Source organism: Arthrobacter sp. N199823 (assembly GCF_002929705.1).
Lineage (GTDB): Bacteria > Actinomycetota > Actinomycetes > Actinomycetales > Micrococcaceae > Specibacter.
On the sequence record NZ_PJIN01000001.1, the window covers coordinates 535858 to 560101 of the forward strand.

A 24244-nucleotide genomic window follows, 5' to 3' on the forward strand; every position below is an offset into this window, starting at 1 on the left:
GGTGCCCTTTCACAAAAAGGGCACCTCCCGGCGTCGTGCTTTTGGGTACTAGTCCTCGATGGTGGCCAGTACGGCACCAGCAGAAACGGTGTCCCCGGCGGCTGCGTTCAGTCCGGTGACGGTACCTGCGCGGTGCGCCGTGAGCGGCTGTTCCATCTTCATGGCCTCCAGGACCATGATCAGATCGCCCTCAGCCACCACATCGCCATCGGCGACGGCAACCTTCACGATGGTGCCCTGCATGGGTGAGGTCAGCGCGTTGCCGTTGGCAGTAGCCGGACCCGCATTGCGGTTACGTCCAGCCTTCTTGGCCTTCTTCGTCGATGCGCCGGAACCGTTGCTGACAGCGAACGACGACGGGAGCGTCACCTCAAGCCGTTTGCCGCCCACCTCGACGGTAACGCTCTGGCGAGTGCCGGCGTCGTCCGCGGCACCTGCTGCCGAGGCGAGATCAAAGACGGGGATGGTGTTCTCGAACTCGGTCTCGATCCAGCGGGTGTGGATCGTGAAGGGTTTGCCGTCGGCCGGTGCGAAGGCGGGATCGGCCACCACTGCGCGGTGGAAGGGCAGCACTGTTGGCATGCCGCCGATTTCCATCTCGGCCAGGGCGCGGTTGGCACGCTGGATGGCCTGCTCGCGAGTGGCGCCGGTGACGATCAGCTTGGCCAGCATGGAATCGAAGTTGCCGCCGATCACCTCGCCAGCAGTGATGCCGGAATCGACGCGGACGCCGGGACCGGTGGGAAGGGTCATGGTGGAGACGGTGCCGGGGGCGGGCATGAAGCCGCGGCCGGCATCCTCGCCGTTGATGCGGAATTCCAGTGAGTGTCCACGGACTTCGGGATCGCCATAGCCGAGCTCTTCGCCGCGGGCGATCCGGAACTGCTCGCGAACCAGGTCAAGGCCGGTGACTTCTTCAGAAACCGTGTGCTCCACCTGCAGGCGCGTGTTGACCTCGAGGAAGGAGATGGTGCCATCAGTGCCCACGAGGAATTCGCAGGTGCCGGCGCCTTGGTACTTGGCTTCGGTCAAGATGGCCTTGGACGCTGCATACAGCTGTGCGTTTTGTACGTCCGTCAGGAACGGGGCCGGAGCCTCTTCAACGAGCTTCTGGTTGCGGCGCTGCAGGGAGCAGTCCCTGGTGGAGACGACCACAACATTGCCGGCGGCGTCGGCCAAGCACTGGGTTTCCACGTGGCGCGGGGCGTCCAGGAAACGCTCCACGAAACATTCGCCGCGGCCAAAGGCTGCGACGGCCTCACGCACGGCAGATTCGTAGAGTTCAGGGATTTCTTCACGTGTGCGGACAACCTTGATGCCACGCCCGCCGCCACCGTAAGCGGCCTTGATCGCCAGGGGTAAGCCGAATTCATCGGCGAAATCGAGCACTTCCTGGGTGGACTCCACCGGGTTCTTGGTGCCGGGAACCAGCGGTGCGCCCACCTTTTCGGCGATGTGGCGAGCCTGAACTTTATCGCCCAGAGCCGCGATGGATGCGGGGGAGGGGCCAATCCAGAGCAGACCGGCGTCGACGACCTTCTGCGCGAAGTCAGCGTTCTCGGACAGGAATCCGTAGCCGGGGTGAACGGCATCGGCACCCGAAGCCTTGGCGGCGTCCAGGATCTTCTCCATGACCAGGTAGGAGTCGGCCGCCGTTGAGCCACCCAGCGCGAATGCTTCATCAGCCATGCGCACGTGCAGCGCTTCACGGTCCGGTTCGGCGTAGACGGCAACGGAGGCGATGCCTTCGTCGCGGGCTGCCCGGATGATCCGGACGGCAATTTCGCCGCGGTTGGCGATCAGTACTTTGCTCAGCTTTTGCGCCGGGACAGATGGTGAAATGCTCACTGACGGACTCCTTCTATTCTCAAGAGAGCCTAGCGTGAATATGTGGATTTTCCTCACACATCATGGCGTTTATGCGTGTGCGCTCCTGATCTTTTGTGGAGTTCCTACAAAATAGGCGCTTGTTAGCCCCCGGCGATTAGTCGCAATGTGGCGATGTGGTGGTCCCAGGCTTGTTGCCCATCCGCACTCAGGCTGACCGAAGTGCGGGGGAACTTGCCCACGAAACCCTTCTTGATGGTCACGAAACCGGCCTTCTCCAGATGCGAAAGCTGCTTACTGAGCACCGAATCGCTTACCTGGATGGTGTTGCGGAGGTCCTTGAAATCCATGGTCTCGGTTTTGGACAGCGCCGCAGCGATGGAGAACCTGACGGGCTGGTGTAGAACGTCGCTAAGTTCGTGCCGTGGGTGCTGCGGCGGTTCGGCTGATTGGGGGTTCATGCGCGCAGCTCCCTAAATGCTGCGGCCAAACCGACTGCGGCCAGAACTGCTGCTGCCGTTATGTAGTAGGCAAGGCTGCCGTCAGGGAAGGCGAAGGCGCCAACAAACAAGGCAATTGCGTAGAGACCCATGTAGGCAAAAAGCGATGTGAGAAACCGTTTAGTGAAACCGGTTTTCGTGGTGCGCTGCATCAGTGGCCAGATGGTGGCATTGATGGCGGCCCAGACGCTGACCGTTATGGCCAGTAGCGCGGCTCCGTACCCGGTGTGAGCGACGATGTGAAAGCCGATCATGAGCATGGAGCCGAGGATTGCCAAGGAATTGAACACCATAGCGGCGGGCCAACTGGCTGCGCTGGTGGCCGAGCTGCCAATGCCATCGGCTCGAGCGAGCATCTCGCGGGCTTCCTCTGCGGATGGAGTGGGGCTGTTCTGGTTCACGCTGGGCCTTTCAGTTGAGTGATGCAGTCCAATGACTCAACTATATGAAAATACTTTCCATTGCGTCAAGTAGTTTCTCGCGATTTGTTACTTTATGCGCCGAACTTGAGGTGGGTTTGGGGCATGAGCGCCTATACGCCAAACCCATGTCGAGTTCAGCGCATGAGGTACGCGAAGTTTCACCATGCGCCGGATCCAGTGCGAGTTCAGTGCATAAGGGACGGAACCCTCTACGTCAGGCTGGTTGTGAGTCATTCATTTCTATTGATTGAAGCAAAGTTTCACCATGCGCCGAACCCGAGTTGAGTTCAGCGCATGAGCGAAGCGCCAGGCCCAGAAGTCCGTGTTCGCGACGCCGTACTTGCCCGGCTGATCCTTATGCGCTGAACTGAAGGCGGGTTTGGTGCGTGAAGGCTATGGCGCCAAACCCGGGCCGAGTTCAGTGCATAAGGGACTGCGAATTTCGCTGATGCGCCGAACTCCGAGCGAGTTCAGCGCATCAGCGAAGAATTAGGCCCAAAGGTCAGTGATCGCGACGCCGTGCTTGCCCAAAAGTCGGCGGAGGGTGGAAATCGACAGTCCCACCACAGTGTGGGGGTCGCCTTCGACGCCGGTGATGAAGGCTCCGGCCAATCCGTCGATCGTAAACGCGCCAGCAACCTGTAGCGGTTCACCTGTGGCAACGTAGGCGTCAATCTCAGCATCTGTGACCTCCTCAAAGGTGACAGCGGCGCTAGTGACCTCTCCGTACCCAACGGGGGATCCGACGTCGGACAGGGAAGGCGTGGAAATGAGCCAGTGACCGGTATGAAGCACGCCAGTTCGACCGCGCATCAACTGCCACCGCTCCCGCGCAACCTCCGGCTCCCAGGGCTTGCCATAGGGGGTGCCGTCGAGCTCGAAGACGGAGTCGCAGCCGATCACCAAGGAGCCGGGCGTTACCTCGGCCACGGATTCGGCCTTGGCGCGGGCCAACAACAGGGCGGTTTCGGAGGGGGTGATGGGGCCGGCCGCGGCGGTGAGTGCGTCCTCGTCGGCGTCGGAGACTTTGACGGTGTGGGTAATGCCGGCATCGGTGAGGAGTTTGGCGCGCGAAGGGGAAGCGGAGGCCAGGATCAGTGTTTGGGTCATGGATCTAGCCTAAACGTCAGTGCACGTAAGGATTCGCTCTCAAGCGTCAGCCGGAATAAAGCCCTCCACGAGGCGGGAGCGGATCAAGAAGCGTTTGCCTTCCGGCGCCTCCACGGAGAAACCGCTGCCGCGCCCGTCCACCACATCCACTGTCAGATGCGTGTGGGACCAGTAGTTGAACTGTTCGCGTGACATCCAAAATTCCAAGGGCCCGCAGTCTGGCAGTTCAAAGAGTCCGAGCAGGATGTCTGCCTCAGCAGTGATGAACTCGCCCGCCGGATAGCACATGGGGGAGGAGCCGTCGCAGCAGCCGCCGGACTGGTGGAACATCAAGGGCCCGTGCCGACCCCACATCTTCTGGAGCAGTTCCACGGCCGTTGCGCTCAGGGCCACGCGGGACGAGGTTTCCCCGGGGACGGTGATGCCTGCATCCAAGGTTTCGGGGGTGGCGTTCATGGGAGTGCTCCTTAATAAGGTGGCACATGTACCCAAAGTACGACGGCGGGAGGTCACTTTCCCGGGGAAGGTGACTTTTCGCCGTCGAACTTTGGGCAAAAGTGCGGGAGGGTTCGACGAAATCGCCCCATCGCTGAGGGAGGGTTCGACGAAAACGCCCTATTGCTGAGGGAGGGTTCCGGGCGGGGCTAGTACTTGATGACGACGCGGCCGTCGATCTTGCCGCCACGCATCTCATCCAACACCTCGTTGATTTCGCCCAGGCTGCGGGTGGAGACCGTGGGGTGGATCAGGCCGCGGGCGTAGAAATCAATGGCTTCCTCCATGTCCTGGCGGGTGCCCACAATGGAGCCGCGGATTGTCAGGCCCTTGAGCACCACATCAAAGATGGGGGCGGGGAAGTCGCCCGGGGGAAGCCCGTTGAACACGATGGTTCCGCCGCGGCGGGTCATGCCAATCGCCTGGCCAAACGCTGCCGGATGCACGGCCGTGACAAGCACGCCGTGGACACCACCGGTCTGTGCCTGGATGGCCTCTACCGGATCCTCGGTCATTGCATTGACGGTAATTTCGGCCCCGTGCTTGCGTGCCAGAGCGAGCTTGTCCTCGGCAATGTCCACAGCGGCAACGCGCAGACCCATGGCCACGGCGTACTGGACGGCGATATGTCCCAAACCGCCGATACCGGAAATAACAACCCACTGGCCGGGCCGGGCCTCGGTCATCTTTAAGCCCTTGTATACCGTGACGCCGGCACACAGTACTGGTGCGATCTCCACGGGATCAGCGCCCTCAGGAATGCGAGGAGCGAACTCGGCATCGACCAGCATGTACTCGCCGAAGGAGCCGTCCACGCTGTAGCCGCCATTTTGCTGGGATTCACACAGGGTCTCCCACCCGGTACGGCAGTATTCACAGTCCCCACAGGCACTCCACAGCCAGGCGTTACCCACCCGGTCGCCAACAGCAAGGGAGGTGACGCCCTCGCCGAGGGCCACCACGTCGCCCACGCCTTCGTGCCCGGGGACAAACGGCGGGCTCGGCTTGACGGGCCAGTCGCCCTCGGCGGCGTGTAGATCTGTGTGGCAGACCCCGCTTGAAATCAGCTTGATCAGGGCTTGGCCCGGGCCGGGGGTGGGCAGCGGGTATTCCTCAACACTGAGGGGTGCGCCGAATTCTTTAACAACTGCAGCATGCATCGTAGTCATGTGGTTCTCCTTTGAACGTAGGGATGCCGGGAGTGCGCCGGGCACCCAGGGTGGGTACCCGGCGTCGTGCCCAGGTGAGATGGTGAGCGAGGGTCCCGCCGTGAACTTGCGAGCGGTGTGGAGGGTGTTGGGCCCACGCGCCCGATGGCCCCGCCGCGAACTTGCGAGCGGTGGGAGGGCGTGGGGATTAGAAGAAGCCCAACTTATCCTCGCTGTAGCTGACCAGCAGGTTCTTGGTCTGCTGGTAGTGATCGAGCATCATGGCGTGGTTTTCACGGCCGATGCCCGAGGACTTGTAGCCGCCAAACGCAGCGCCAGCGGGGTAGGCGTGGTAATTGTTGACCCACACGCGCCCGGCCTGGATCTCGCGCCCTGCACGGTACGCGACATTGCCGTTTCGGGACCAGACACCGGCGCCGAGCCCGTAAAGGGTGTCATTGGCGATGTGGAGCGCGTCTGCGTAGTCGTCAAACTTGGTCACCGCGAGGACGGGGCCAAAGATCTCCTCCTGGAAGATTCGCATGTCATTGGTGCCCTCGAAAATGGTCGGCTTGACGTAGTAACCGCCGGCCAGATCCCCGGGGAGGATGTTGCGCTCGCCGCCAGTGAGCAGCTTGGCGCCTTCCTGCTTACCGATGTCCATGTAGGACAGGATCTTTTCCATCTGGTCGTTGGACGCCTGCGCTCCAATCTGAGTGTCGGTGTCCAACGGGTTGCCCTGGATAATCGCTTCGGTACGGGCAATAGCGTCGGCCATGAATTTCTCATAAATGCCTGCCTGCACCACAGCGCGGGACGGGCAAGTGCACACCTCGCCCTGGTTGAAGGCGTAGAGCGTGAAGCCCTCCAGCGCCTTGTCATAGAAGGCGTCATCCTTGTCCATGACGTCGTCGAAGAAGATGTTGGGGCTCTTGCCGCCCAGTTCCAGCGTGACAGGAATCAGGTTCTGGCTGGCGTACTGGCTGATCAATCGGCCCGTAGTGGTCTCACCAGTGAACGCGATCTTGCGGATGCGCTTGGACGAAGCGAGCGGCTTGCCTGCCTCCACGCCGAAGCCATTGACCACGTTGATGACCCCGGCTGGCAGGATGTCCGCGAGAAGTTCCATGAGGACCAGAATGGAGGCCGGCGTCTGTTCCGCTGGTTTAAGGACGACGGCGTTTCCCGCAGCGAGTGCCGGTGCCAGTTTCCAGACGGCCATCAGGATGGGGAAGTTCCACGGAATGATCTGCCCCACCACGCCGAGAGGCTCATGGAAGTGGTAGGCCGTGGTGTTCTCGTCGATTTGGGTTAGGCTGCCTTCCTGGGCGCGGACCACAGAAGCGAAGTAGCGAAAGTGATCTGCCGCGAGGGGGATGTCAGCGTTGAGTGTTTCACGGATGGCCTTGCCGTTATCCCACGTTTCCGCGACGGCCAGAAGTTCCACATTCTCATCAATGCGGTCGGCAATCTTGTTCAGGACTGCTGCGCGTTCCGTGGCCGAGGTTGCGCCCCAGCTCGGCGCCACCTTGTGGGCTGCGTCCAGCGCCAGTTCAATATCCTCAGCCGTGCCGCGGGCCACTTCGCAGAAAACCTTACCGGTGACGGGCGTGATGTTCTCAAAATACTCACCCTTGACCGGAGCCACCCATTCCCCGCCAATCCAGTTCTCATAGCGGTCCTTGAAAGTGACCTTGGAACCGTCTGTACCGGGTTGTGCATAAACAGCCATTGTTCAAACTCCTTCGCGGTGGGGGACATCAGCGTCCTTGATCGCAACAGTACGTCGAGCAACGTTGCAACCACGTTGCATGATCCAGATCACACTTTTGCCGCACCCTGCAGCGAGGTCAGTGATGAGGCAGAACCGTGCTGGTTAGGATGAAGGGATGGAAATCATGGGGATAGCACTTCTGATTGTGGCCGCCATCTTGCTCTTTTGGGGGCGGTGGATTGGGCCACAACGCCTCAATCGCCAGCGTCAACTCAACGGCTACCAACCCGCGAAATCCAGCTACCAGCCCACCTTTGACCTTCCAGAGCCGAACGCTGCCAGTGCCGAATATTCACGCACGACGGCGGTACCCATGTACGCGAGTGGCGGCAACTTTGCCCGTGGTCACGATGCGCCCGCACGGTTGGTGCGTGACATCTCCACCATCATTGAAGCGCATAGCATGACCCAGCAGAGCGCATCCCAGACCGTGGAAGAGTTCACTGGCACGAAGCTGTGGACGGCCATCGCCCGCTCAGGCAGTCCGCGGCCCGGGTCCTCGGCGAACTAGCCTTCGAGAGCTGCTAGCCTTCCAGCGCTTCCAGATGAGCCACGACGGCGGCACGCTTAGGTGAGCGCGGTGGCAGGAGACGTAAGGCTGTGCGCCAGGCTTCGACGTCGTCCGCGGCTTCGGGAAGCAGTAGGTAACCCAACAGCGCGTCCGGGCTGGCATCGGCGAGGATTGCCTCCCGCAGTTGCACGGCCACGCGATGGCGGATGGCCTCAATTGCCGGGGCCAGCGAGCGGGGCATGACCTCGCCACGGTAGATTTTCAAGGCCAGCCTGTGTGCGCCTCGGTCTAGATAATTGCGGACCTGTTCGGCGTCAACTACGAGCGCGCGGGGGAGCCGGTAGGGGCGCGATTCGGGCACCAACGTAGGTGCTGCGCCTCGCAAGAGCTTGCGCAGGCGCACCATTTCGGCCCGGATGCTGGTCAGTGAGGTGCCTTCGGGGTAGACCTTGTCGGTGAGTTCCTCGGCGCTGAGGCCATCGGGGTGCAGCGCCAGCATGGCCATGATTTCAGTGTGGCGTTCGCTGAGAGTGACGGCTTGCCCGGCGACGTGCAGCAGGCCCTGATCACGGCCCAGAATTTGCAAGCTGTCACGATAGAGGGGCTTCTTCGCACCAGTAGAAGTAGCTATAGCCCTGCTGGCCGAGCCTGCGCTGGCGGAGGAGGAAAACCATGTGCGGCGTTCCTGTTCAGCCCGGCGCTCCAAGCGCTCGATCCGCAACTGAGCTTCGGCCGCCGCTACCGAGGCCTGCACCAACGACAAGGTGTTGGCACCCACGGCTTCCGCGCCGCCGGTGATGTCGACGACGCCCAAGACTGCTCCGGAATCCGGATCATGCAACGGCACGGCCGTGCAACTCCAAGAGTGGACGGCCGGGTTGAAATGTTCGTGGCCCACAATTTGCACGCTCTTGCCCAGGACCAGGGCGGTTCCGGGAGCGCTGGTGCCCACCACTGTTTCGGACCAGTCGGCTCCTGTGGCGAAATTGATGCCCTCGCCGTTGCGGCGAGCTGCAGAGTCACCCTCCACCCAGAGCAAGCGGCCGTGCTCATCGCCTACGGCAATCAGTAATCCGGTGTCGTGACTTGGCTCCACCAGCAGCTTGGTAATCACCGGCATGATTGCTGCCAGCGGGTGGTCCCGGCGGAAGTCCTGCAATTCTCGGCTTTCCCACACCGCAGGAGGATTAAGCCCGGAAGGCGTGGCCAGAGCGTCCAAGGACCGCTGCCAGGATTCACGGACCAGCGGACGCATGGCTGGCAGGCTCTCGAGCAGTGGATGCTCCGGGGACATTAATGCTCCAAAACTCAAGAGGGGCGATGGGTAGCTTGCCAGCTGTGTGCCGTAGCTCACTATCCTAGTTCATGATGAGTACACCGGAATGGACGATTGCTGCAGGAGCGTTGATGAAAAACGGTCTATATGTGAGGAAGCGTTTCCGAAAAATGCCCGATATGTGAGGAAGCGTCTGTCCTTAACGCACAAGCGGGCCTTAACGCACGAGCGGGCGGGGTCGAAACCCCGCCCGCTTGTCATTGCAGCCCGCCGTCACTGACAGCCGGCCGCCACTTGCCGCCGGTGCAGCTAGCGAACCAACTCGGCGTCGTCGCTGCGCGTCGGCGCAGCATCAGGGGTCTCTGTGAGAGTAACCAGCTTGGCGCCTTCCACATCAACGTCGGGCAGGATCTTATCCAGCCACTTCGGCAGCCACCAGGCAGACTTGCCCATCAGGTGCATGGCCGCCGGAACAATGGTCATGCGCACCACGAACGCGTCAACGAGCACGCCGAACGCCAGCGCAAAACCGAGTGGCCGCACCATGGTCAGGTGGCTGAAGATGAAGCCAGAGAACACGCTGATCATGATGATCGCGGCGGCCGTGACGACCGGTGCCGCATGCTTGAAACCGGTGCGCACGGCCTGCTTGGCATCCTGACCGTGGGCATAAGCCTCACGCATTCCCGAGGCAATAAAGACCTGGTAATCCATGGCGAGCCCAAACAGCACACCAATCAAAATGATCGGCAGGAAGCTCAGCACAGCAGCAGGATTCTCCACACCAAAGATGCTACTGAGCCAGCCCCACTGGTACACGGCCACCACGCCACCAAACGCAGCTACGAGCGAGAGTAGGAATCCTGCCGTTGCCAGCAGCGGCACCAGAATAGAGCGGAAAACCAGGATCAGCAGGATCAAGGAAAGTCCGACGACGATGGCCAGGTAAGGCGGCAGGGCCGCTCCCAGCTTTTCCGAAACATCGACGTTGGCGGCCGTCTGACCGGTCAAGCCGATGGTGACGTCCAAGTCGGATTGGATGGTGGCACCCTCGGCACGCAGGTCATGAATGACCTGAACGGTGCTCTCGCTGGCTGGTCCTTCGGTAGGGATGACCTGGAAGACAGCGGTGCGCATATTTTCGCTGAGGGTGACCGGAATGGCGGCCTTCACGTTTTTCACCTCGCGCAGCTTATCGGCAACATCCAGATTCAGTTCCGTGGCGCTGGCCTTATCCAGCCCAGCCGGAAGCGAACCAACAACGATGATGGGCCCGTTCATGCCTTCGCCGAAGTTCTTTCCGGTGATGGAGTAAGCCTGGAAGGCGCTGGAATCGACAGGTTCGGAACCGCCGTCGGGCAATGCCAAGCGCAAACCCGTCGCCGGGATCGCGATAATAACTAGCGCAATGACGGAAACCGCAAGGGCGATGACCGGGTGCTTGGTGACCAGACCACCCCAGCCTTTGGCGCTGCGGGCGATGTCGGCTGTTTCATCAGCAGAAGCCTTTTCGGAGTCCGTGAGGCCTTCCAGCGTGGCATTGTGCTTCGCCGTTGCAACGCCATTCTTCGCCCAGCCCTTCTTGGAGATGATCTTCTTCCCGATCAGCGACAACAACGCGGGCGTCAGGGTCAGGGCAATCAGCACCGAGACGGCGACGGTCGCTGCAGCGGACAAACCGAGAACAGCAAGGAACGGCAGGCCAGTGACGGCCAATGCCGCCAAGGCGATGACTACCGTCAGTCCGGCGAAGGTGACGGCGTTGCCGGAGGTGCCAGTAGCCCTGGCGATGGACTCACGCATGTCCATGCCAGCGCTGATCTGCTGGCGGTGACGGTTGACAATGAACAATGAGTAGTCGATGCCCACGGCCAAGCCCAACATGAGCGCCAGCATCGGTGAGATGGAGGACATGTCAATCACGGAGGTCAACGCCATGGTGCCGCCCACGCCGACGCCGACGCCCACGAGCGCCATGACCAGAGGTAGTCCGGCGGCCCAGAAGGTGCCGAGCATGATCAGCAGGACCACAACGGCCACTGCCACACCAATGACTTCGGCTACGCCGAACACCTCGGAGACGTCCTCGAGAATTTCCTTGCTGTAGGATACGGTCACACCGCTGGATTCCAGGGTGTTAAGTTTGTCCTGAACCAGCTGGCGGTTGGCCGGAGTCACGGCGTTCATGGACTCGCTGAACTGGATCTGGCCAATGGCGGCCTTGTTGTTTTCCGAGACAAAAAGCAGGCCAGCGGTGGCATCTGCAGTACGTTGACCCGTAGCCAGCTCGGCCTTCTTGGCAGCCAAGGTGGCCTGACCGGCGTCGAACTTTGCCTTGCCCGCATCAAACTTGTCCTGGCCTGCTTGCCACTGAGCCTTTTGGGCATCGAGTTGCGCCTGCGCTGCCGCAAGAGGAGCCAGTGCGGCCTCCGGTGCGCCGGCCAACTGTGCCTTCTGGGCGTCCAGCTGAGCCTGGCCCGCATCCAACTGAGCCTTTGCCGCTGCCAATTCCTTGGCGGAAGCATCCAGGGTGGCCTTGCCAGCGGCGGCTTCAGCCTCGCCTGCCGCCAGCGCCTTGGCGCCTTCGGCCAGCTGGGTGGCACCGTCCTTCTGCGCGGCCGTGGTTACGAAGGGATCAATCGTGCCCTTGACGGTGGGGATGGTGGTTAGTGTCTCTAGGGCAGCCGAGATGTCCTTCTCCTGGGCTGCCGTGAAGGCCTCACCGTTGCTGCTGGTGAACACCACCGAACCGGTGCCGCCGGACGCCTCGGGCAGTTCGGCTTGAAGCTTGTCCGCCATCTGCTGGGTTTCAGTGCCCGGGATCTGGAAGTTGTTGGACGTGGTGCCCATGAACAGTGCTGCTGCGCCACCGACGACGCCAATGACCACAATCCAGCTGACAATCACCAGCCACGCGCGGCGGGCGGAAAACCGTCCCAATTTATAGAGCCAAAGAGCCATGATGCTTCCTTATGTTGAACGCTGACGCGGGGTGGGCGCCATGGTGGGGATGACTAGACTGCGAATCCATTGCGGATCAAGGAAATCGTGTCGCTGAGCAGTTCGCGCAAATCAGAGAGCGCCGCAGGCGAGGTATCTCTGCCGTGGCGCTGGTACCAGACGATGAAGGCTGCACGGCAACTGCCGATGACAGCACCCACCAATGCGTGGATGTACAGCTCGTCAGTTCCTTCGGGGAGCTGCCGGCGGGCCAGCTCCGTGATCTTGAGGCTGCAATCATCCCAGGCCTGCAGCTGGAACCGGCCCAGCTGGGGATCTTGGGTCAAGGCGAACACCTCGGCCAGAACAGTCAAGTCCTGGCTGTTGCCAGCTACGGAGAGTGCAACTTGAGCCGATTCCAGGATGGACTCACCGGCTGGGCGATCCTTGAAGGCCATGATGATTGCGTCAAGGTACGTCTGCGTGAAGCTGGCAATGGCCGCTTCAACGGAGGAAAAGTAGTTGAAGAACGTGCGTCGGGAAACTCCGGCGGCGGCAGCAACGTCGTCGACAGTGAATGAGCTCAAGTTGCCGCTGCGCAGAAAGGCCAGCGCGGCGTTGGCGATTGCTTCCCGCGTGGCGGTCTTGTTGAGTTCGCGACGGGACGCCGGGAGCGCCGGAGGTGGTGTTGCCGATGAGGGGGATGCGTTAATGCTCACCCTTCTACACTAAGTGCAAGTTTGCACTTTGTGCAAACTGTTGAGTGTGAGCTGCGGGATGCCCCCTGTGCGGCGAGGGAGGGTGCCCGGCCCGCCGCACTGTGGCCCGGCAGCACACCGCGCACCGCCCACTGGGCAGCTCGCACAGTGTGGACGCCGTTCTTAGCGCTGAGCGTTCTGTGCGAGGTAGATTGACTGGCCGGTGGCTCCGGGCTGACCTTCGCCGAGGGGGATTGCGAAGACGGCGGTGCCATATACGCAGACTTCGGTCCAGGTTCCGCCCATTTCGGAGGTGTCGAAGCGGGTTGCAATGATGGCGTTGGCGCCCTTTTGCTGAGCCTCAGTGACCATGCGGGCCACCACTTCCTGGCGGCTTTCGTACAGGGCCTTGGTCATCTCGGGCAGCTCGCCGCCGCCTAGTGAACGGAAGCTGGCGGTGAACTGTGCGCCGACGTGGCGAGAGCGCACGGTGAGGCCCATGACCTCGCCGAAGACGGCGTCAATCTTGTAGCCCGGCAGATCGTTGGTGGTGACGATGATCATTGATAGTCCTTAAATTCACTTCTGGAAACTTGTAACGTAAGGCATCCTACTGTGCGTGACTGGGTGGTTTTCTCTTCCGAGGAGCCGGCCCGGAAGACAAAGATCCCGTCAGGGCAAGTGTCCTTGGACCTTGCCCTGACGGGATCTTAGAAAGCAGCAGCCGTTGCCGGAGAAACTTAGGCGTTGGCCGGTTCCCGCTTCGGGTCGATATTCCCTGCAGCGCTGTCGGTTGCGCCGTTGGCTGTCAGATCGGCCAAGGCATCGTCGGAATCGTCAGCGAAGGGGTTGCCGTTGCGTGGAGCGTTGTAGAGTTCCTCGTTCAGGATGCCCTGACGCTTCGAGACGATGGTGGGAACCAGTGCCTGACCTGCCACGTTCAAGGCGGTGCGGCCCATATCTACGATCGGGTCAACTGCCAGCAGAAGTCCGACGCCGGCCAGGGGCAGTCCCAGCGTTGACAAGGTCAAGGTCAGCATCACAACGGCACCGGTGGTTCCCGCGGTTGCAGCGGAGCCCAGAACGGAGACCAGAACAATGAGCAGGTACTGTCCCAGATCCAGCTGAATGCCGAAGAACTGGGCCACGAAGATGGCTGCGATGGCCGGGTAAATTGCGGCGCAACCGTCCATCTTGGTGGTGGCGCCCAGCGGCACCGCGAAGGAAGCGTAGGCGCGGGGTACGCCCAGGTTGCGTTCGGTGACGCGCTGGGTCAGCGGCAGGGTGCCGATCGAGGAGCGGGACACGAAACCCAGCTGAACGGCCGGCCAAACACCGGAGAAGTACTGCTTGATGGACAGGCCGTGAGTCCTGACCAGAATCGGGTACACAACAAACATAACGAGAGCCAAGCCAACGTAAATGGCAACTGTGAACTTCAGGAGCGAGCCCATGGTGGTCCAGCCGTAGCTGGCCACGGCGTTACCGATCAGGCCCACGGTACCAATCGGGGCCAAGCGGATGATCCACCACAGCACCTTCTGGATCACGGCGAGGGCTGAACTGTTGAGCTTCAGGAACGGCTCGGCGGCCTTGCCAACCTTGAGAGCGGCAATGCCAACAACAATGGCAATGACCAGGATCTGCAGCACGTTGAAGCTGACGCTCGTTGTCAGGGCGCCGGATTCAGCGGCTTTGGTGGAAGCGCTCAAGCCCAGGAAGTTGGAGGGGAACAAGCCAACCAGGAAGGACCACCAGTCACCGGATTTGCCCGTGTACTCAGCAGGCGTTTCCGTGCCGGTGCCTGCCCCGGGCTGGAACAGCACACCCAGGAAGATACCGATCGTCACAGCGATCAACGAAGTGATGGCAAACCACAGCAGCGTATTCCAAGCGAGACGGGCTGCATTCGTGACCTGACGGAGGTTCGCAATGGAGGAAACAACAGCCGTGAAGATCAGGGGAACAACAGCTGCCTTGAGGATCGAGACGTAGCTGGAACCAATCGTGCTCAGGGTTGACACCAGGCCGTTGGGATCAGTCTCGGGGTCGCCGCCAAGCTGGCGGGCGAGCAATCCAAGTCCCAGACCGACAATCAGGGCAATGATGATTTGAATACCGAAGGAGCCAGCCCACTTGGGCAGCCTCGACACTGGGGGAGCGGTTGCTGTTGAAGTCATTGCTCAAAGGTAAGCGCGGCACAATAACACCCGGAAATTTGTGTTTCCTTTTATTACGCGCCAAATCGGGAATTATTACGCGCACCCCGGCGCTACGGGACGTTAGCCCAGAAGCGCTGCCTGCAATGTGTCAAGTCCCACAGAGCCCAGATTGAGTGCCTGCGTGTGGAAGTCGCGAAGTGAGAATGCCTCCCCATCGCGGGCGGCGCGGGCATCACGGATGTCCTCCCAGAGACGCTGACCAATTTTGTAAGACGGCGCCTGACCCGGCCAGCCCAGATAGCGGTGAAATTCAAAGTCCAGCTGGCCCTCGGAGATGTCCAGGTTGGCGCGCAGGAATTCTAGGCCCTTCTCCGCGGTCCACGTTCCGGATCCCCACCGTTCCGGGACGGGCAGTTCCAGATGAACGCCAATGTCGAAGACCACGCGGGCCGCGCGCATGCGCTGGCCATCCAGCATGCCCATTTTGTCGCCGGGATCTGACAAGTAGCCCAGATCATCCATGAGCCGTTCGGCATAAAGTGCCCAGCCCTCGCCATGGCCTGACACCCAGCAGACGTTGCGGCGCCAGTCATTGAGCAGTGCCGACTGGTAGGTAGCAGTGGCTACCTGCAGGTGGTGGCCCGGCACACCCTCGTGGTAGACGGTGGTTGTTTCGGCCCACGTGGTGAAGGAATCCTCGCCCTCCGGGACGGACCACCACATGCGGCCAGGGCGGGAAAAATCCTCAGACGGCCCGGTGTAATAGATGCCACCATCCTGGGTGGGTGCAATGCGGCACTCCAGGGTGCGCATGATGAAAGGAATATCGAACTGTGTCCCTGCAAGGTCGGCAACAGCTGAGTTGGATAGCTGTTGCATCCACTCCACCAGCTCTCCGGTACCGTGCAATTGACGTGCCGGATCGGCATTGAGTAGGGCTTTGGCTTCAGCGATGGTAGCGCCGGGCTCGATGGCCTGCGCCACGGCTTCCTGTTCGGCGATGATCCGGTCAAGCTCGGCAATGCCCCACGCATAGGTCTCGGCTAGATCGACGGCGGAGCCCAAGAACTCCCGAGACGCGAGCGCATAGCGTTCCGCCCCGACGGCATCCTGTGTGGGCGCGACAGGGAGTAGCTCCTCCCGCAGGAACAAGGCCAGAAGCCCATAGGCGGCGCGGGCCAGCTCCGCATTCGTGGCTAGCGCTTCGGTGAGGGCAGCTGGGAGGGACGTGCCGGCGTCGTCCGCTTCAGGGGAACGATCCAAGGTGGCATTGGCCGCCAGACTGGTGAAGAAACCGTCAGTGCTGGCATGCCGTTCACACTGGTCGATCACGGTGGCGACCTGCCGACGTGCGGCGATCAGCCCCCGGGTGGCACCGGCGCGCAGTGAGGCGATATAGCCGTCAATGGCGGCCGGGACATTGGCCAGACGGCCCGAAATATGCTCCCAATCGGAGGTGGTCGCGGTGGGCATGAGGTCGAAAATGGCGCGAATGCCCTGTGCCGGCGAAGCAATATTGTTCAAATCGGCCAGCGGCCAGCCCGTCGCATGGAGTTCCAGGTAAAGACCCAGCCGTTCCCGCATGGCGTGCAGAGTTACCGCATCCACCTCGTCAACGGGTTCCAGCGCGGCCAGCTCGGCCAAGGCGGTGCTGGCTGCATCGGCCAGTGCGTCCAGGCCCGTGGGGGAATGGTCACGATATTCACTCTCGCGGCCCGGATGCCCCAACTCGGTGGCAAATCCCGGGTCTAGGTCCAGCAGCCGCGCTGTGTAGCGGTTGGCGGTCTGGTCAATGGCTGTGGTGGGGCGGGCGGCGGGCTGCGCGGGCAAAGTCATGCCCACGAGCCTACCTGCCCGCACCCGCCGCTGCACTTATCCGAATGGGGACCTATCCGGCTGAGGCTCTATCTGGCTGAGGCCCTACCTGACCGAACGGCGCCAGGAACCCGAGCCGGGCTTGGGCGGCAGATTCAAGTGCACCCTCCTGGCCCAATGCCGAGTGGGGGCCGCTTTGCCTTCATTATCCTCGCCAGATTGCAGAGCAAGCACGACGGCGGTCACGGCGGCCAGCTCTTCCGCGGTGGGATTGCCGCGGGTCACGTTGAGCAACGGCGCGTTCTCTGGTCCGGCTGCCGAAGTTTCCTGGGTGGCTGTCACAGCGGGATGTTTCCATGCTTCTTGGCGGGCAGGCTGGCACGCTTGTCACGCAGTGCTCGCAGGCCCTTGATGAGTTGGATGCGGGTATCGGCGGGTGCGATTACGGCGTCCACGTAACCCAGTTGTGCAGCCTGGTACGGGTTGAGGAGTTCGTCTTCGTAGTCACGCACAATCTCGGCACGGCGGGCCTCGACGTCGCCGCCGTCGGCCTCAACGGAGGCAAGGTCGCGGCGGTACAAGATATTCACGGCGCCCTGAGCGCCCATGACGCCGATCTGGGCGGTGGGCCAGGCGAGGTTCAAATCAGCGCCGAGCTTCTTGGAACCCATCACGATGTACGCTCCACCGTAAGCCTTACGGGTGATGACCGTCAGCTTCGGCACGGTTGCTTCGGCGTAGGCGTAGAGCAGCTTGGCGCCACGGCGGATGATGCCCTGGAACTCCTGATCCTTACCGGGCAGGAAGCCAGGGACATCGACCAGCGTGATGATGGGGATGTTGAAGGCATCGCAATTGCGGACAAAACGGGCAGCCTTTTCGGAAGCGTTGATGTCCAGGGTGCCGGCAAATTGCATGGGCTGGTTGGCCACAATGCCTACCGTGTGGCCCTCGATGCGGCCGTAGCCGATCATGATGTTGGGAGCGTATAGGGCCTGCATCTCCAAGAAGTGGCCGTCATCGAGGATCTGCTCGATGACTGCACGCATGTTGTACGGGTGGTTTGCCGAATCCGGGATCAACGCGTCCAAGGCGAGATCGGCGTCGTCGAGCTCCAATTCCTGCTCATGCTCGGTGACGGGCGCCTCGGCCAGGTTGTTGGATGGGAGGAAGTCAAGCAGTTCGCGGACAAACTCAATGGCGTCAGCTTCATCCGTGGCCAGGTACGTGGACGTTCCCGTGGTGGTGTTGTGCTGGCGGGCACCACCCAAGGTTTCCATGTCGACGTCTTCGCCCGTGACGGTTTTGATGACGTCGGGGCCGGTGATAAACATGTGGCTGGATTTGTCCACCATGACTACGTAGTCCGTCAGGGCGGGGGAGTAAGCAGCTCCGCCGGCGCACGGGCCCATGATGAGCGAGATTTGCGGGACGACGCCGGATGCGTGGACATTGTTGCGGAAGATATCGGCAAACATGGCCAGTGATGCCACGCCCTCCTGGATACGAGCACCACCACCGTCGTTGATGCCGACAACCGGGCAACCGTTGCGCAGTGCGAATTCCTGCACCTTGACGATCTTCTCGCCATTGACCTGGCTGAGGGAGCCGCCGTAAACGCTGAAGTCCTGGCTGTAAATGGCGACAAGACGGCCATCCACGTTGCCGTAGCCGGATACCACGCCGTCGCCCAAAGGCTTCTTCTTCTCCATGCCAAAAGCTGTGGAGCGGTGAACGGCCAAGGCATCAAACTCCACGAAGGAATCCGGGTCTACCAGCAGATCGATGCGTTCGCGAGCCGTGTTGCGGCCCTTTGCGTGTTGCTTCTCGACGGCGGCCTCACCGGAGGGCATTTCAGCCTGAGCCATCCTGTCGCGGAAATCGGCAATTTTGCCTGCTGTCGTCGATAGATCGTGGCTCATTGACACTCCGGATCAATAGTGTGGATACTTGCAGACCTTCATAGGAACCGCACAAAAGGTCAAACTCTACTGACAGTCTAATAACGATATGGGTCCCTGCATGTGTAGGAACCCTACAAAGTCGGCCGAAAAGTATCTGGCGTTTTGTCCCAGTTTCCACTTTTTGACCCGGGACGGTCTCAGTGGTGGTTCCACGTGGGGGCCACATTGGCTCAGTGGCTGTTTCAGCTGCGGTTCTTCTGGAGGCCGTGGTGGTAGTTGTTGCGGCGGTTTCTTTGGGCGGGGTCAAGGGTCCACGGCGGTGTGAACCAAGGAGTGCCGTCGATGATGTGGGCTTGCCATTGACTGTGGTGGATGAGGGTGTGGTGGGCTCCACAGAGCAAAGCGGCGTTGTTGAGGTTGGTTTCTCCGCCTTCTTGCCACGGGATTACATGGTGGGCTTCACACCATGTGGCGGCTGCCCGGCAGTCAGGGAAGGCGCAGCCGAGGTCTCTAGCGAAGAGGAGTTTGCGCTGAGCAGGTGTGAAGAGGCGGTGGCTGCGGCCGACATTGATGATTTCTTGTCCGGTGCCGTAAGTGATGTTGGTTATTTCGGGATCGCACAGCGATTGGCTGAACAGACTTAGCGGCATGGGGCCGCTATACGTGGTGTAGGCGGTGCCGAGGCGGTCGGTGCGGCGTAGGTCTTCTTCCGTGCAACTGATGATGAGTTGAGTTTTCAGTCCTCCGTTGAGGGGGAGCATTCCGGTGCGAGCTGCGAGTTTCACGCAGGAGATCAGCCCTTCAAGGAGTTTCTGCCCGTTGGTGCGGGTGTCTTTCACGGCCGAGTCAGTGCTGAACGGGTCGATCGGGTCAAGACCGGGCAGGGTTTCATTATCGCCAGGTGCTGGGACGTCTACCCCGTAGACGGAATGTGGCCAAGGGTTGTCGTTTTCATCTTCAGGGGCGCCGTCACTTTCACTGGGTCCAGTGCTGGCGCCGCTGGCGGTGCCACTGCCGCTGATGTTGGTAAGTGGGATGCTGTCCCACCCGGGGCCGAAGCCATGGTCCGGTGGCTGTGGCGGTGGGGGCGGCTCCGGAGGGTATGACGGTGGCGGTGCTCCCGTGTGACCTTCGGGTTCGCCTCGAGGTTCGCTTTCTGTGGCTGTGTGCGTGGGCTGGGGTGTCGACGCGGGTGTGGCTGATGGTGTGGCGCTGAACCAGAACCAGGTGTCTCCGTCGTAGACAGGAGGCATCGCGTTTTCAGGAGCTTGCGGTGGGCGAGGTGGAATTTCCCACGGTTCGAGTCGACGTCGTCATCCGTTGATGAGTGGTGGAGGAATCGGCCGTGCTGGTTCGGATTCAGGATCAGGCTCAGGATCTGGCGCTGTGTCTGTATCTGGTTCAGGATCTGGAGCTGGCTCAGCCTCTGAACAGGGATCAGGCTCGGGCGGTGGCGGGGCAGCTTGCTGCTGCACCGCGGATGACTGTGGTGGTGGTCCTTGGGGTGGTGGGCCTGACTGTGCTGTATCTGGGGTTCGGGATTCCCTGCTGGAGGGTGGATCCGTGCTGGTGCTGGTGCTGGTGCTGGTGCTGGTGGTCAAAAGGTCGGAGAGGTCGTGGAGGTTGTCTAGCAGTGATTCTTGCCCGTCACATTCTTCGTTGCCTCCATTGCCGTCCCCTGCTGCTGTGGTGGTGAGGGTGTCGATGTTGGTGTGTTTGTTGGGGTTGGTAGCGAAGCTGATTATGGCCATGAGCTGTTCGTATTGTTCGACGGTGCAGGCTCCATACAGGGAGACTAGCCCCCGGCGGGGCTTGCGGAAGAACAAGCCTTGGCGTGCAAGTAGATCGGACTCGCTGGGTTTGTTCCCGTCGGGATCTAGATGGCTCATGATCTGGTTCCCCACCGACCTGATGAAATCAGGGCCTTGAAGTTGACCGGTAGCAACAAGGGCTTCTTCGACTTCGACGGATTTCTCTTCGCTGATGCGGCCATTGCTGGCGAGCCGGACGGCTTCTTTGAGATAGTGAGAAACGCTCACAGCGCGTTCTTGGGAGAGAGATCCGCTGAAGAAAGCCTCTGCCAAGATCGGATGAGCGGTGGGGGCTACAGCGCCCGTGATGGTGTCAACCACAGGCAGGACTTGTTTGGCCAAGGCGATTCTGCGGTGAGCTTCACTGGAGCTTAATTGCAGGGACTGCACGAGTACGTCGACGGTCCCACGAGCACCAGTCTCGGCATAGCGCCCGGCCGTGACACGCAGATCCATTTCCCCAGCGTTTTGGACGCTCAATGCCTGTGCGACGCACATCAAACGCTCTACGTCTTGAGACCACTGCGCAAACTCCACGTCAGAGAGGGAGTCGAGATCAACGCCAACGTCAACGCAACTATCCGATGGTGAGGGCACAGAAGATTGGGACGAGTGTGAAGACGGTGCAGGGGTGCCTGTTGAGCACAAAGCCCGGACAAGATTGAGGAGTTGGTGTACATGATCACCAACCCTTAAAACCCCTGAATGGGGAGTCGGTTCAACCGGCATCCCCGCCGTTGTGTCCATAGCTCTATTTTATGAGAGGGTACTGACATTTAAGGGCCGTAGAAGCCCCTGTGGGGACAACTGCAACCCAGCAGTCCCTGTGGAGGAATGAACACCCGTTTTTAGGCTGGAATCTCAACCCTAGGAAGGATTCTCCAGTCTCAGCGCCGGATAGGATTAGTACTATGAACGGCGCCGCAACAAACCCTGATCAGAACGGTCAGACCCGACCCCATCAGCTGCCAGCGGCAGCTCTCAACTCTGCCCCCATCAAACTTGACCCTGCCCGCTTGAAGTCAGAGCTGATGCATCCGCGGGGAGACTTTGGGCGCGTTGATGTGGTGGACTCAGCGGGGTCGACCAACACCGATTTGGCCGCTGGCGCTGCAGACGTCCAGCAGTACTTTCCGTCCCTGAGCGTCTTGATTGCCGATGCTCAACCTGCCGGCAAAGGTCGGCTTGGGCGGGCGTGGGAAGTACCAGCTGGAGCTGCCATGATTTCCAGCGTCTTGGTGTGGCCGGGGGAGCAGTGCGCCGCAGGCGAGTCAGGCGTAGCCAACCCGACAGAAACAGCTTTTGCTGCCACGGGCTACGGATGGCTGTCCATTCTGGCCGGAGTGGCACTCTGTCAGGCGCTGCGGACTCTCACGGGCGTTCCGGCCACGCTGAAGTGGCCCAATGATGTGGTGGTCAACGGCAAGAAGCTGGCGGGGATCCTCGCCCAAGTGGTCCCCAAGCCGATGGCTCCTACCTCACAGATGCCCACATCCCAGGTGCCCACATCCGCAGGTCAGACAGCGCACCAGCTTTCAAGAGCCCGCACGTCAGGCTCCCACCCTTCACAAGCACAGCCCTCACAAGCACAGCCTTCAGCAGTCACCGGAAGAGTGGGGGAACGCACTCAGTCGGGAATCGGCGTCGTGGTTGGGGTAGGGGTCAATGTCAGCGCAGAGCAAACTGACCTGCCTACTGAAAGGGCCACCTCGTTGTTGATTGAGGGGGTTCAGGGGTCAGGGTTGGATAGGAATGAGCTGTTGCCGGCCTACCTGAATAATTTTGCCCGGCTGTACCAGGCGTTTGTAGCTGTGGGTGGGAATGCGCAGGCCCCTATGCAAGGTGGTGCCAGCGCTGTGGATCTGGCCCGCAACCTCATGAGCACGCTAGGTCAGGAAGTGCGGGCAGAATTACCCGGCGACACCCTGCTCTACGGCACGGCTGTGGACTTGAATAGTGACGGCAGTTTGCTGTTGCGCGTTGCCGCCGGCACCGAACATACCGTCAGCGCCGGCGACGTGGTCCACCTGCGCAGGACTGGTCCGGATGGTGCCCTTGGCTATGCATAAGTTGATGCTCGAGCACGAACAGGTGGAGATTCGCTGCCATCCGCATTCGCGAACGTTGGTGGGACCCATTTCCGTGGGTTTGCTGGTCATCATGCTGGGATCTGCGGCGTTGGCGAAACTTCAGCCCCTGACGTTTGCGGAATGGGCGCCTGCTGCGGGGCCATGGCGCCAACCGCTGGTGGTGGTTGTGGTGGCGGCGGTGTGTTTGCTGCTGCTGGTCTATCCGATCAGGCGGGTCTTGCGGTGGGCTGGGACCAAATACACGCTGACCAATCAGCGCTTACTGGTACGCCAAGGCCTGGTGGGCAGGAAGCTGCAGATACACGTCCTGGCCCACATGCAGGAGGTGCGCGCCGTTCAGAATTGGCGCCAACGAATGGTGGGTTCTGGTGATTTGCAACTGATCGCACACCCGGACACAGTAGTGACGGTGCGGGAAATACCGCACTGGAACCAGTTTAATAAGGATGCCCAACAATTTTGGGCCACGGAGTTCCGAGCGTCCATGCAGCAAACTCCCCAAGATCGGGACTACGCTTGGACCGTAGGTATGAGCGAGAAGGAGCTGCGCAAGCTTGGAAGAGACCACTGATCCACCCGAGCCATCGTTAACGCCTGCCTCGCATAATCAAACCAAGGCATTGGAAACGCAGCTTTTGGGCGGCGAACGGACCATGAAGCGCCGTGATGTAGCCGCCGGAGTTGGCGTTTCATTGCTGTCTGCCCGCAAAATTTGGCGCGCCATGGGTTTCCCCAATCTGGGCGACGAAGACGTGGCGTTCACTGAGCGTGACCAGGAAGCGCTGCAAATAGTGGTCACCATGGTGCGCGAGGGTCTGCTGACTGAAGAAACTGCCATTTCCGTCACCCGTTCCATCGGCCAGATGACGGACCGTATGGCTGTCTGGCAAATCGAGGCCCTGGTGGAAGACCTGGTGGTGGAACACGGTGTCAGCGACGCTGAGGCTCGCCGCGCCGTTGTTTCCGAGCTGCCCAACTTGATTCCGCCACTGGAAGAGCTGTTGGTGTATTCCTACCGACGCCAGCTCAACGCTGGCATCCAGCGTCTTGCCGTGCGCGCCCAGGAAGGCTTGGCCTCCAGTGAATTAGGGCGCGACGGCGACGAAGATGACGCGCCGTTGCCCCTGGCCCGCGCCGTGGGCTTTGCCGACTTGGTCAGCTATACCTCTTTGTCTCGGCGCATGAATGAGAAGACCCTGGCTCGGCTGGTTCAGCGTTTTGAAAACATTTGTGCCGAGATCATTAGCGTCGGTGGCGGCCGCTTGGTGAAGACCATTGGCGATGAAGTGTTGTTCAACTGCGAGACGCCTGTGGCTGGTGCTCAGATTTCTCTGGCTCTCGCAGAGGCCATGGCGGCCGACGATTTCCTTCCCGAAGCCCGTGTTGCCATGGTGTGGGGCCGTGTGCTCTCCCGACTGGGCGATATTTACGGTCCAACCGTGAACCTGGCCGCCCGTCTGACATCGTTGGCGCAACCCGGAACCGTCCTGATTGACTCGGTCACGGCCTCGGCGCTGTCCGGCGACGACCGCTTTATCCTGACTCAGCTCCCCGTGGAAAATGTCCGTGGATTCGGCGAAATTGCGCCGGTTCTGCTGGGGCGCGGCACGGGCAAGGGCCTCGTCGTCGACTAAAGGCGGCCTTTTGCTGCCGGCAATGCTGGGCGTAGGGCCTGCGATCCCGTGCCCGTTTCCTTGATCTCGTGTGCCCGTAGCTAGGCCTGTTTCCTTACCTGGCCGCACTGCCACGTACGACGCCGGG

General features: G+C 61.1%; 21 protein-coding genes. 4 read left to right on the forward strand and 17 right to left on the reverse strand.

Annotation, left to right across the window (positions count from 1 at the left end):
* Positions 1–48: 48 nt before the first annotated feature.
* From CXQ93_RS02320 to CXQ93_RS02350, 7 genes are all read right to left on the reverse strand, one after another.
* Positions 49–1848 carry a biotin carboxylase N-terminal domain-containing protein gene (locus CXQ93_RS02320; protein ID WP_104108850.1) on the reverse strand — a complete coding sequence of 600 codons (1800 nt, stop codon included), beginning with the start codon at positions 1846–1848 and terminating at the stop codon, positions 49–51.
* Positions 1849–1970: 122 nt separating this feature from the next.
* Positions 1971–2288: a transcriptional regulator gene (locus CXQ93_RS02325; protein ID WP_104108851.1), complete on the reverse strand. Its 318-nt coding sequence runs from the start codon at positions 2286–2288 to the stop codon at positions 1971–1973.
* Complete coding sequence (locus CXQ93_RS02330) at positions 2285–2728, reverse strand: hypothetical protein (protein ID WP_104108852.1); 444 nt, start codon at positions 2726–2728, stop codon at positions 2285–2287. The genes CXQ93_RS02325 and CXQ93_RS02330 overlap by 4 nt, the downstream gene beginning before the upstream one ends.
* A 510-nt stretch (positions 2729–3238) precedes the next feature.
* Positions 3239–3859, reverse strand: coding sequence for a nucleoside triphosphate pyrophosphatase (locus CXQ93_RS02335; protein ID WP_104108853.1), 621 nt, complete (start codon positions 3857–3859; stop codon positions 3239–3241).
* Positions 3860–3898: 39 nt separating this feature from the next.
* Positions 3899–4315 (reverse strand): DUF779 domain-containing protein, encoded by a 417-nt coding sequence (locus CXQ93_RS02340; protein WP_104108854.1) that lies wholly within the window; start codon positions 4313–4315, stop codon positions 3899–3901.
* Positions 4316–4503: 188 nt separating this feature from the next.
* On the reverse strand, positions 4504–5514 hold the full coding sequence (adhP, locus tag CXQ93_RS02345; RefSeq protein ID WP_104109177.1) for an alcohol dehydrogenase AdhP: 1011 nt from the start codon (positions 5512–5514) through the stop codon (positions 4504–4506).
* Positions 5515–5710: 196 nt separating this feature from the next.
* Positions 5711–7234, reverse strand: coding sequence for an aldehyde dehydrogenase family protein (locus CXQ93_RS02350; RefSeq protein WP_104108855.1), 1524 nt, complete (start codon positions 7232–7234; stop codon positions 5711–5713).
* 166 nt (positions 7235–7400) lie between these two features.
* On the opposite strand from CXQ93_RS02350, the gene CXQ93_RS02355 reads away from it, so the two are divergent.
* A complete protein-coding gene (locus CXQ93_RS02355; RefSeq protein ID WP_146073140.1) occupies positions 7401–7787 on the forward strand; it encodes a hypothetical protein in 387 nt (128 codons plus the stop codon).
* Between the two features lie 13 nt (positions 7788–7800).
* Here the strand turns inward: CXQ93_RS02355 and CXQ93_RS02360 are convergent, their stop codons facing one another.
* The 10 genes from CXQ93_RS02360 to CXQ93_RS02405 form a co-directional block, all read right to left on the reverse strand.
* A complete protein-coding gene (locus CXQ93_RS02360; RefSeq protein WP_104108857.1) occupies positions 7801–9081 on the reverse strand; it encodes a GAF domain-containing protein in 1281 nt (426 codons plus the stop codon).
* A 291-nt stretch (positions 9082–9372) separates the two neighbouring features.
* A complete protein-coding gene (locus tag CXQ93_RS02365) occupies positions 9373–12024 on the reverse strand; it encodes an MMPL family transporter (protein WP_104108858.1) in 2652 nt (883 codons plus the stop codon).
* 53 nt (positions 12025–12077) lie between these two features.
* The gene (locus CXQ93_RS02370; RefSeq protein ID WP_181036017.1) at positions 12078–12722 is read right to left on the reverse strand and encodes a TetR/AcrR family transcriptional regulator; all 645 of its coding nucleotides are present in this window, start codon (positions 12720–12722) and stop codon (positions 12078–12080) included.
* Positions 12723–12884: 162 nt separating this feature from the next.
* A complete protein-coding gene (locus CXQ93_RS02375; RefSeq protein WP_104108859.1) occupies positions 12885–13265 on the reverse strand; it encodes a YbjQ family protein in 381 nt (126 codons plus the stop codon).
* 176 nt (positions 13266–13441) lie between these two features.
* A complete protein-coding gene (locus CXQ93_RS02380) occupies positions 13442–14881 on the reverse strand; it encodes a dicarboxylate/amino acid:cation symporter (protein WP_104108860.1) in 1440 nt (479 codons plus the stop codon).
* Positions 14882–14983: 102 nt separating this feature from the next.
* Positions 14984–16699, reverse strand: a complete 1716-nt coding sequence (locus tag CXQ93_RS02385; RefSeq protein ID WP_104108861.1) for a DUF885 domain-containing protein — start codon at positions 16697–16699, stop codon at positions 14984–14986.
* An 84-nt stretch (positions 16700–16783) separates the two neighbouring features.
* Entirely contained in the window at positions 16784–17020 is a 237-nt protein-coding gene (locus CXQ93_RS02390) for an acyl-CoA carboxylase subunit epsilon (protein ID WP_104108862.1), read from the reverse strand.
* Complete coding sequence (locus CXQ93_RS02395) at positions 17017–18600, reverse strand: acyl-CoA carboxylase subunit beta (protein WP_104108863.1); 1584 nt, start codon at positions 18598–18600, stop codon at positions 17017–17019. Before CXQ93_RS02395 ends, CXQ93_RS02390 begins: the two co-directional genes overlap by 4 nt.
* Positions 18601–18824: 224 nt before the next feature.
* Positions 18825–19835, reverse strand: a complete 1011-nt coding sequence (locus tag CXQ93_RS02400) for an HNH endonuclease signature motif containing protein (RefSeq protein ID WP_104108864.1) — start codon at positions 19833–19835, stop codon at positions 18825–18827.
* A gap of 60 nt (positions 19836–19895) precedes the next feature.
* The gene (locus tag CXQ93_RS02405) at positions 19896–20849 is read right to left on the reverse strand and encodes a DUF222 domain-containing protein (protein WP_181036018.1); all 954 of its coding nucleotides are present in this window, start codon (positions 20847–20849) and stop codon (positions 19896–19898) included.
* 455 nt (positions 20850–21304) lie between these two features.
* Between CXQ93_RS02405 and CXQ93_RS02410 the strand changes: the two genes are divergently transcribed.
* The 3 genes from CXQ93_RS02410 to CXQ93_RS02420 are packed head-to-tail and all read left to right on the forward strand — an operon-like array spanning position 21305 to position 24117.
* Entirely contained in the window at positions 21305–22462 is a 1158-nt protein-coding gene (locus CXQ93_RS02410; protein ID WP_104108866.1) for a biotin--[acetyl-CoA-carboxylase] ligase, read from the forward strand.
* Positions 22455–23054, forward strand: coding sequence for a PH domain-containing protein (locus CXQ93_RS02415; protein ID WP_181036019.1), 600 nt, complete (start codon positions 22455–22457; stop codon positions 23052–23054). The genes CXQ93_RS02410 and CXQ93_RS02415 overlap by 8 nt, the downstream gene beginning before the upstream one ends.
* Positions 23038–24117, forward strand: a complete 1080-nt coding sequence (locus tag CXQ93_RS02420; RefSeq protein ID WP_256939440.1) for an adenylate/guanylate cyclase domain-containing protein — start codon at positions 23038–23040, stop codon at positions 24115–24117. Before CXQ93_RS02415 ends, CXQ93_RS02420 begins: the two co-directional genes overlap by 17 nt.
* Positions 24118–24244: the final 127 nt, after the last annotated feature.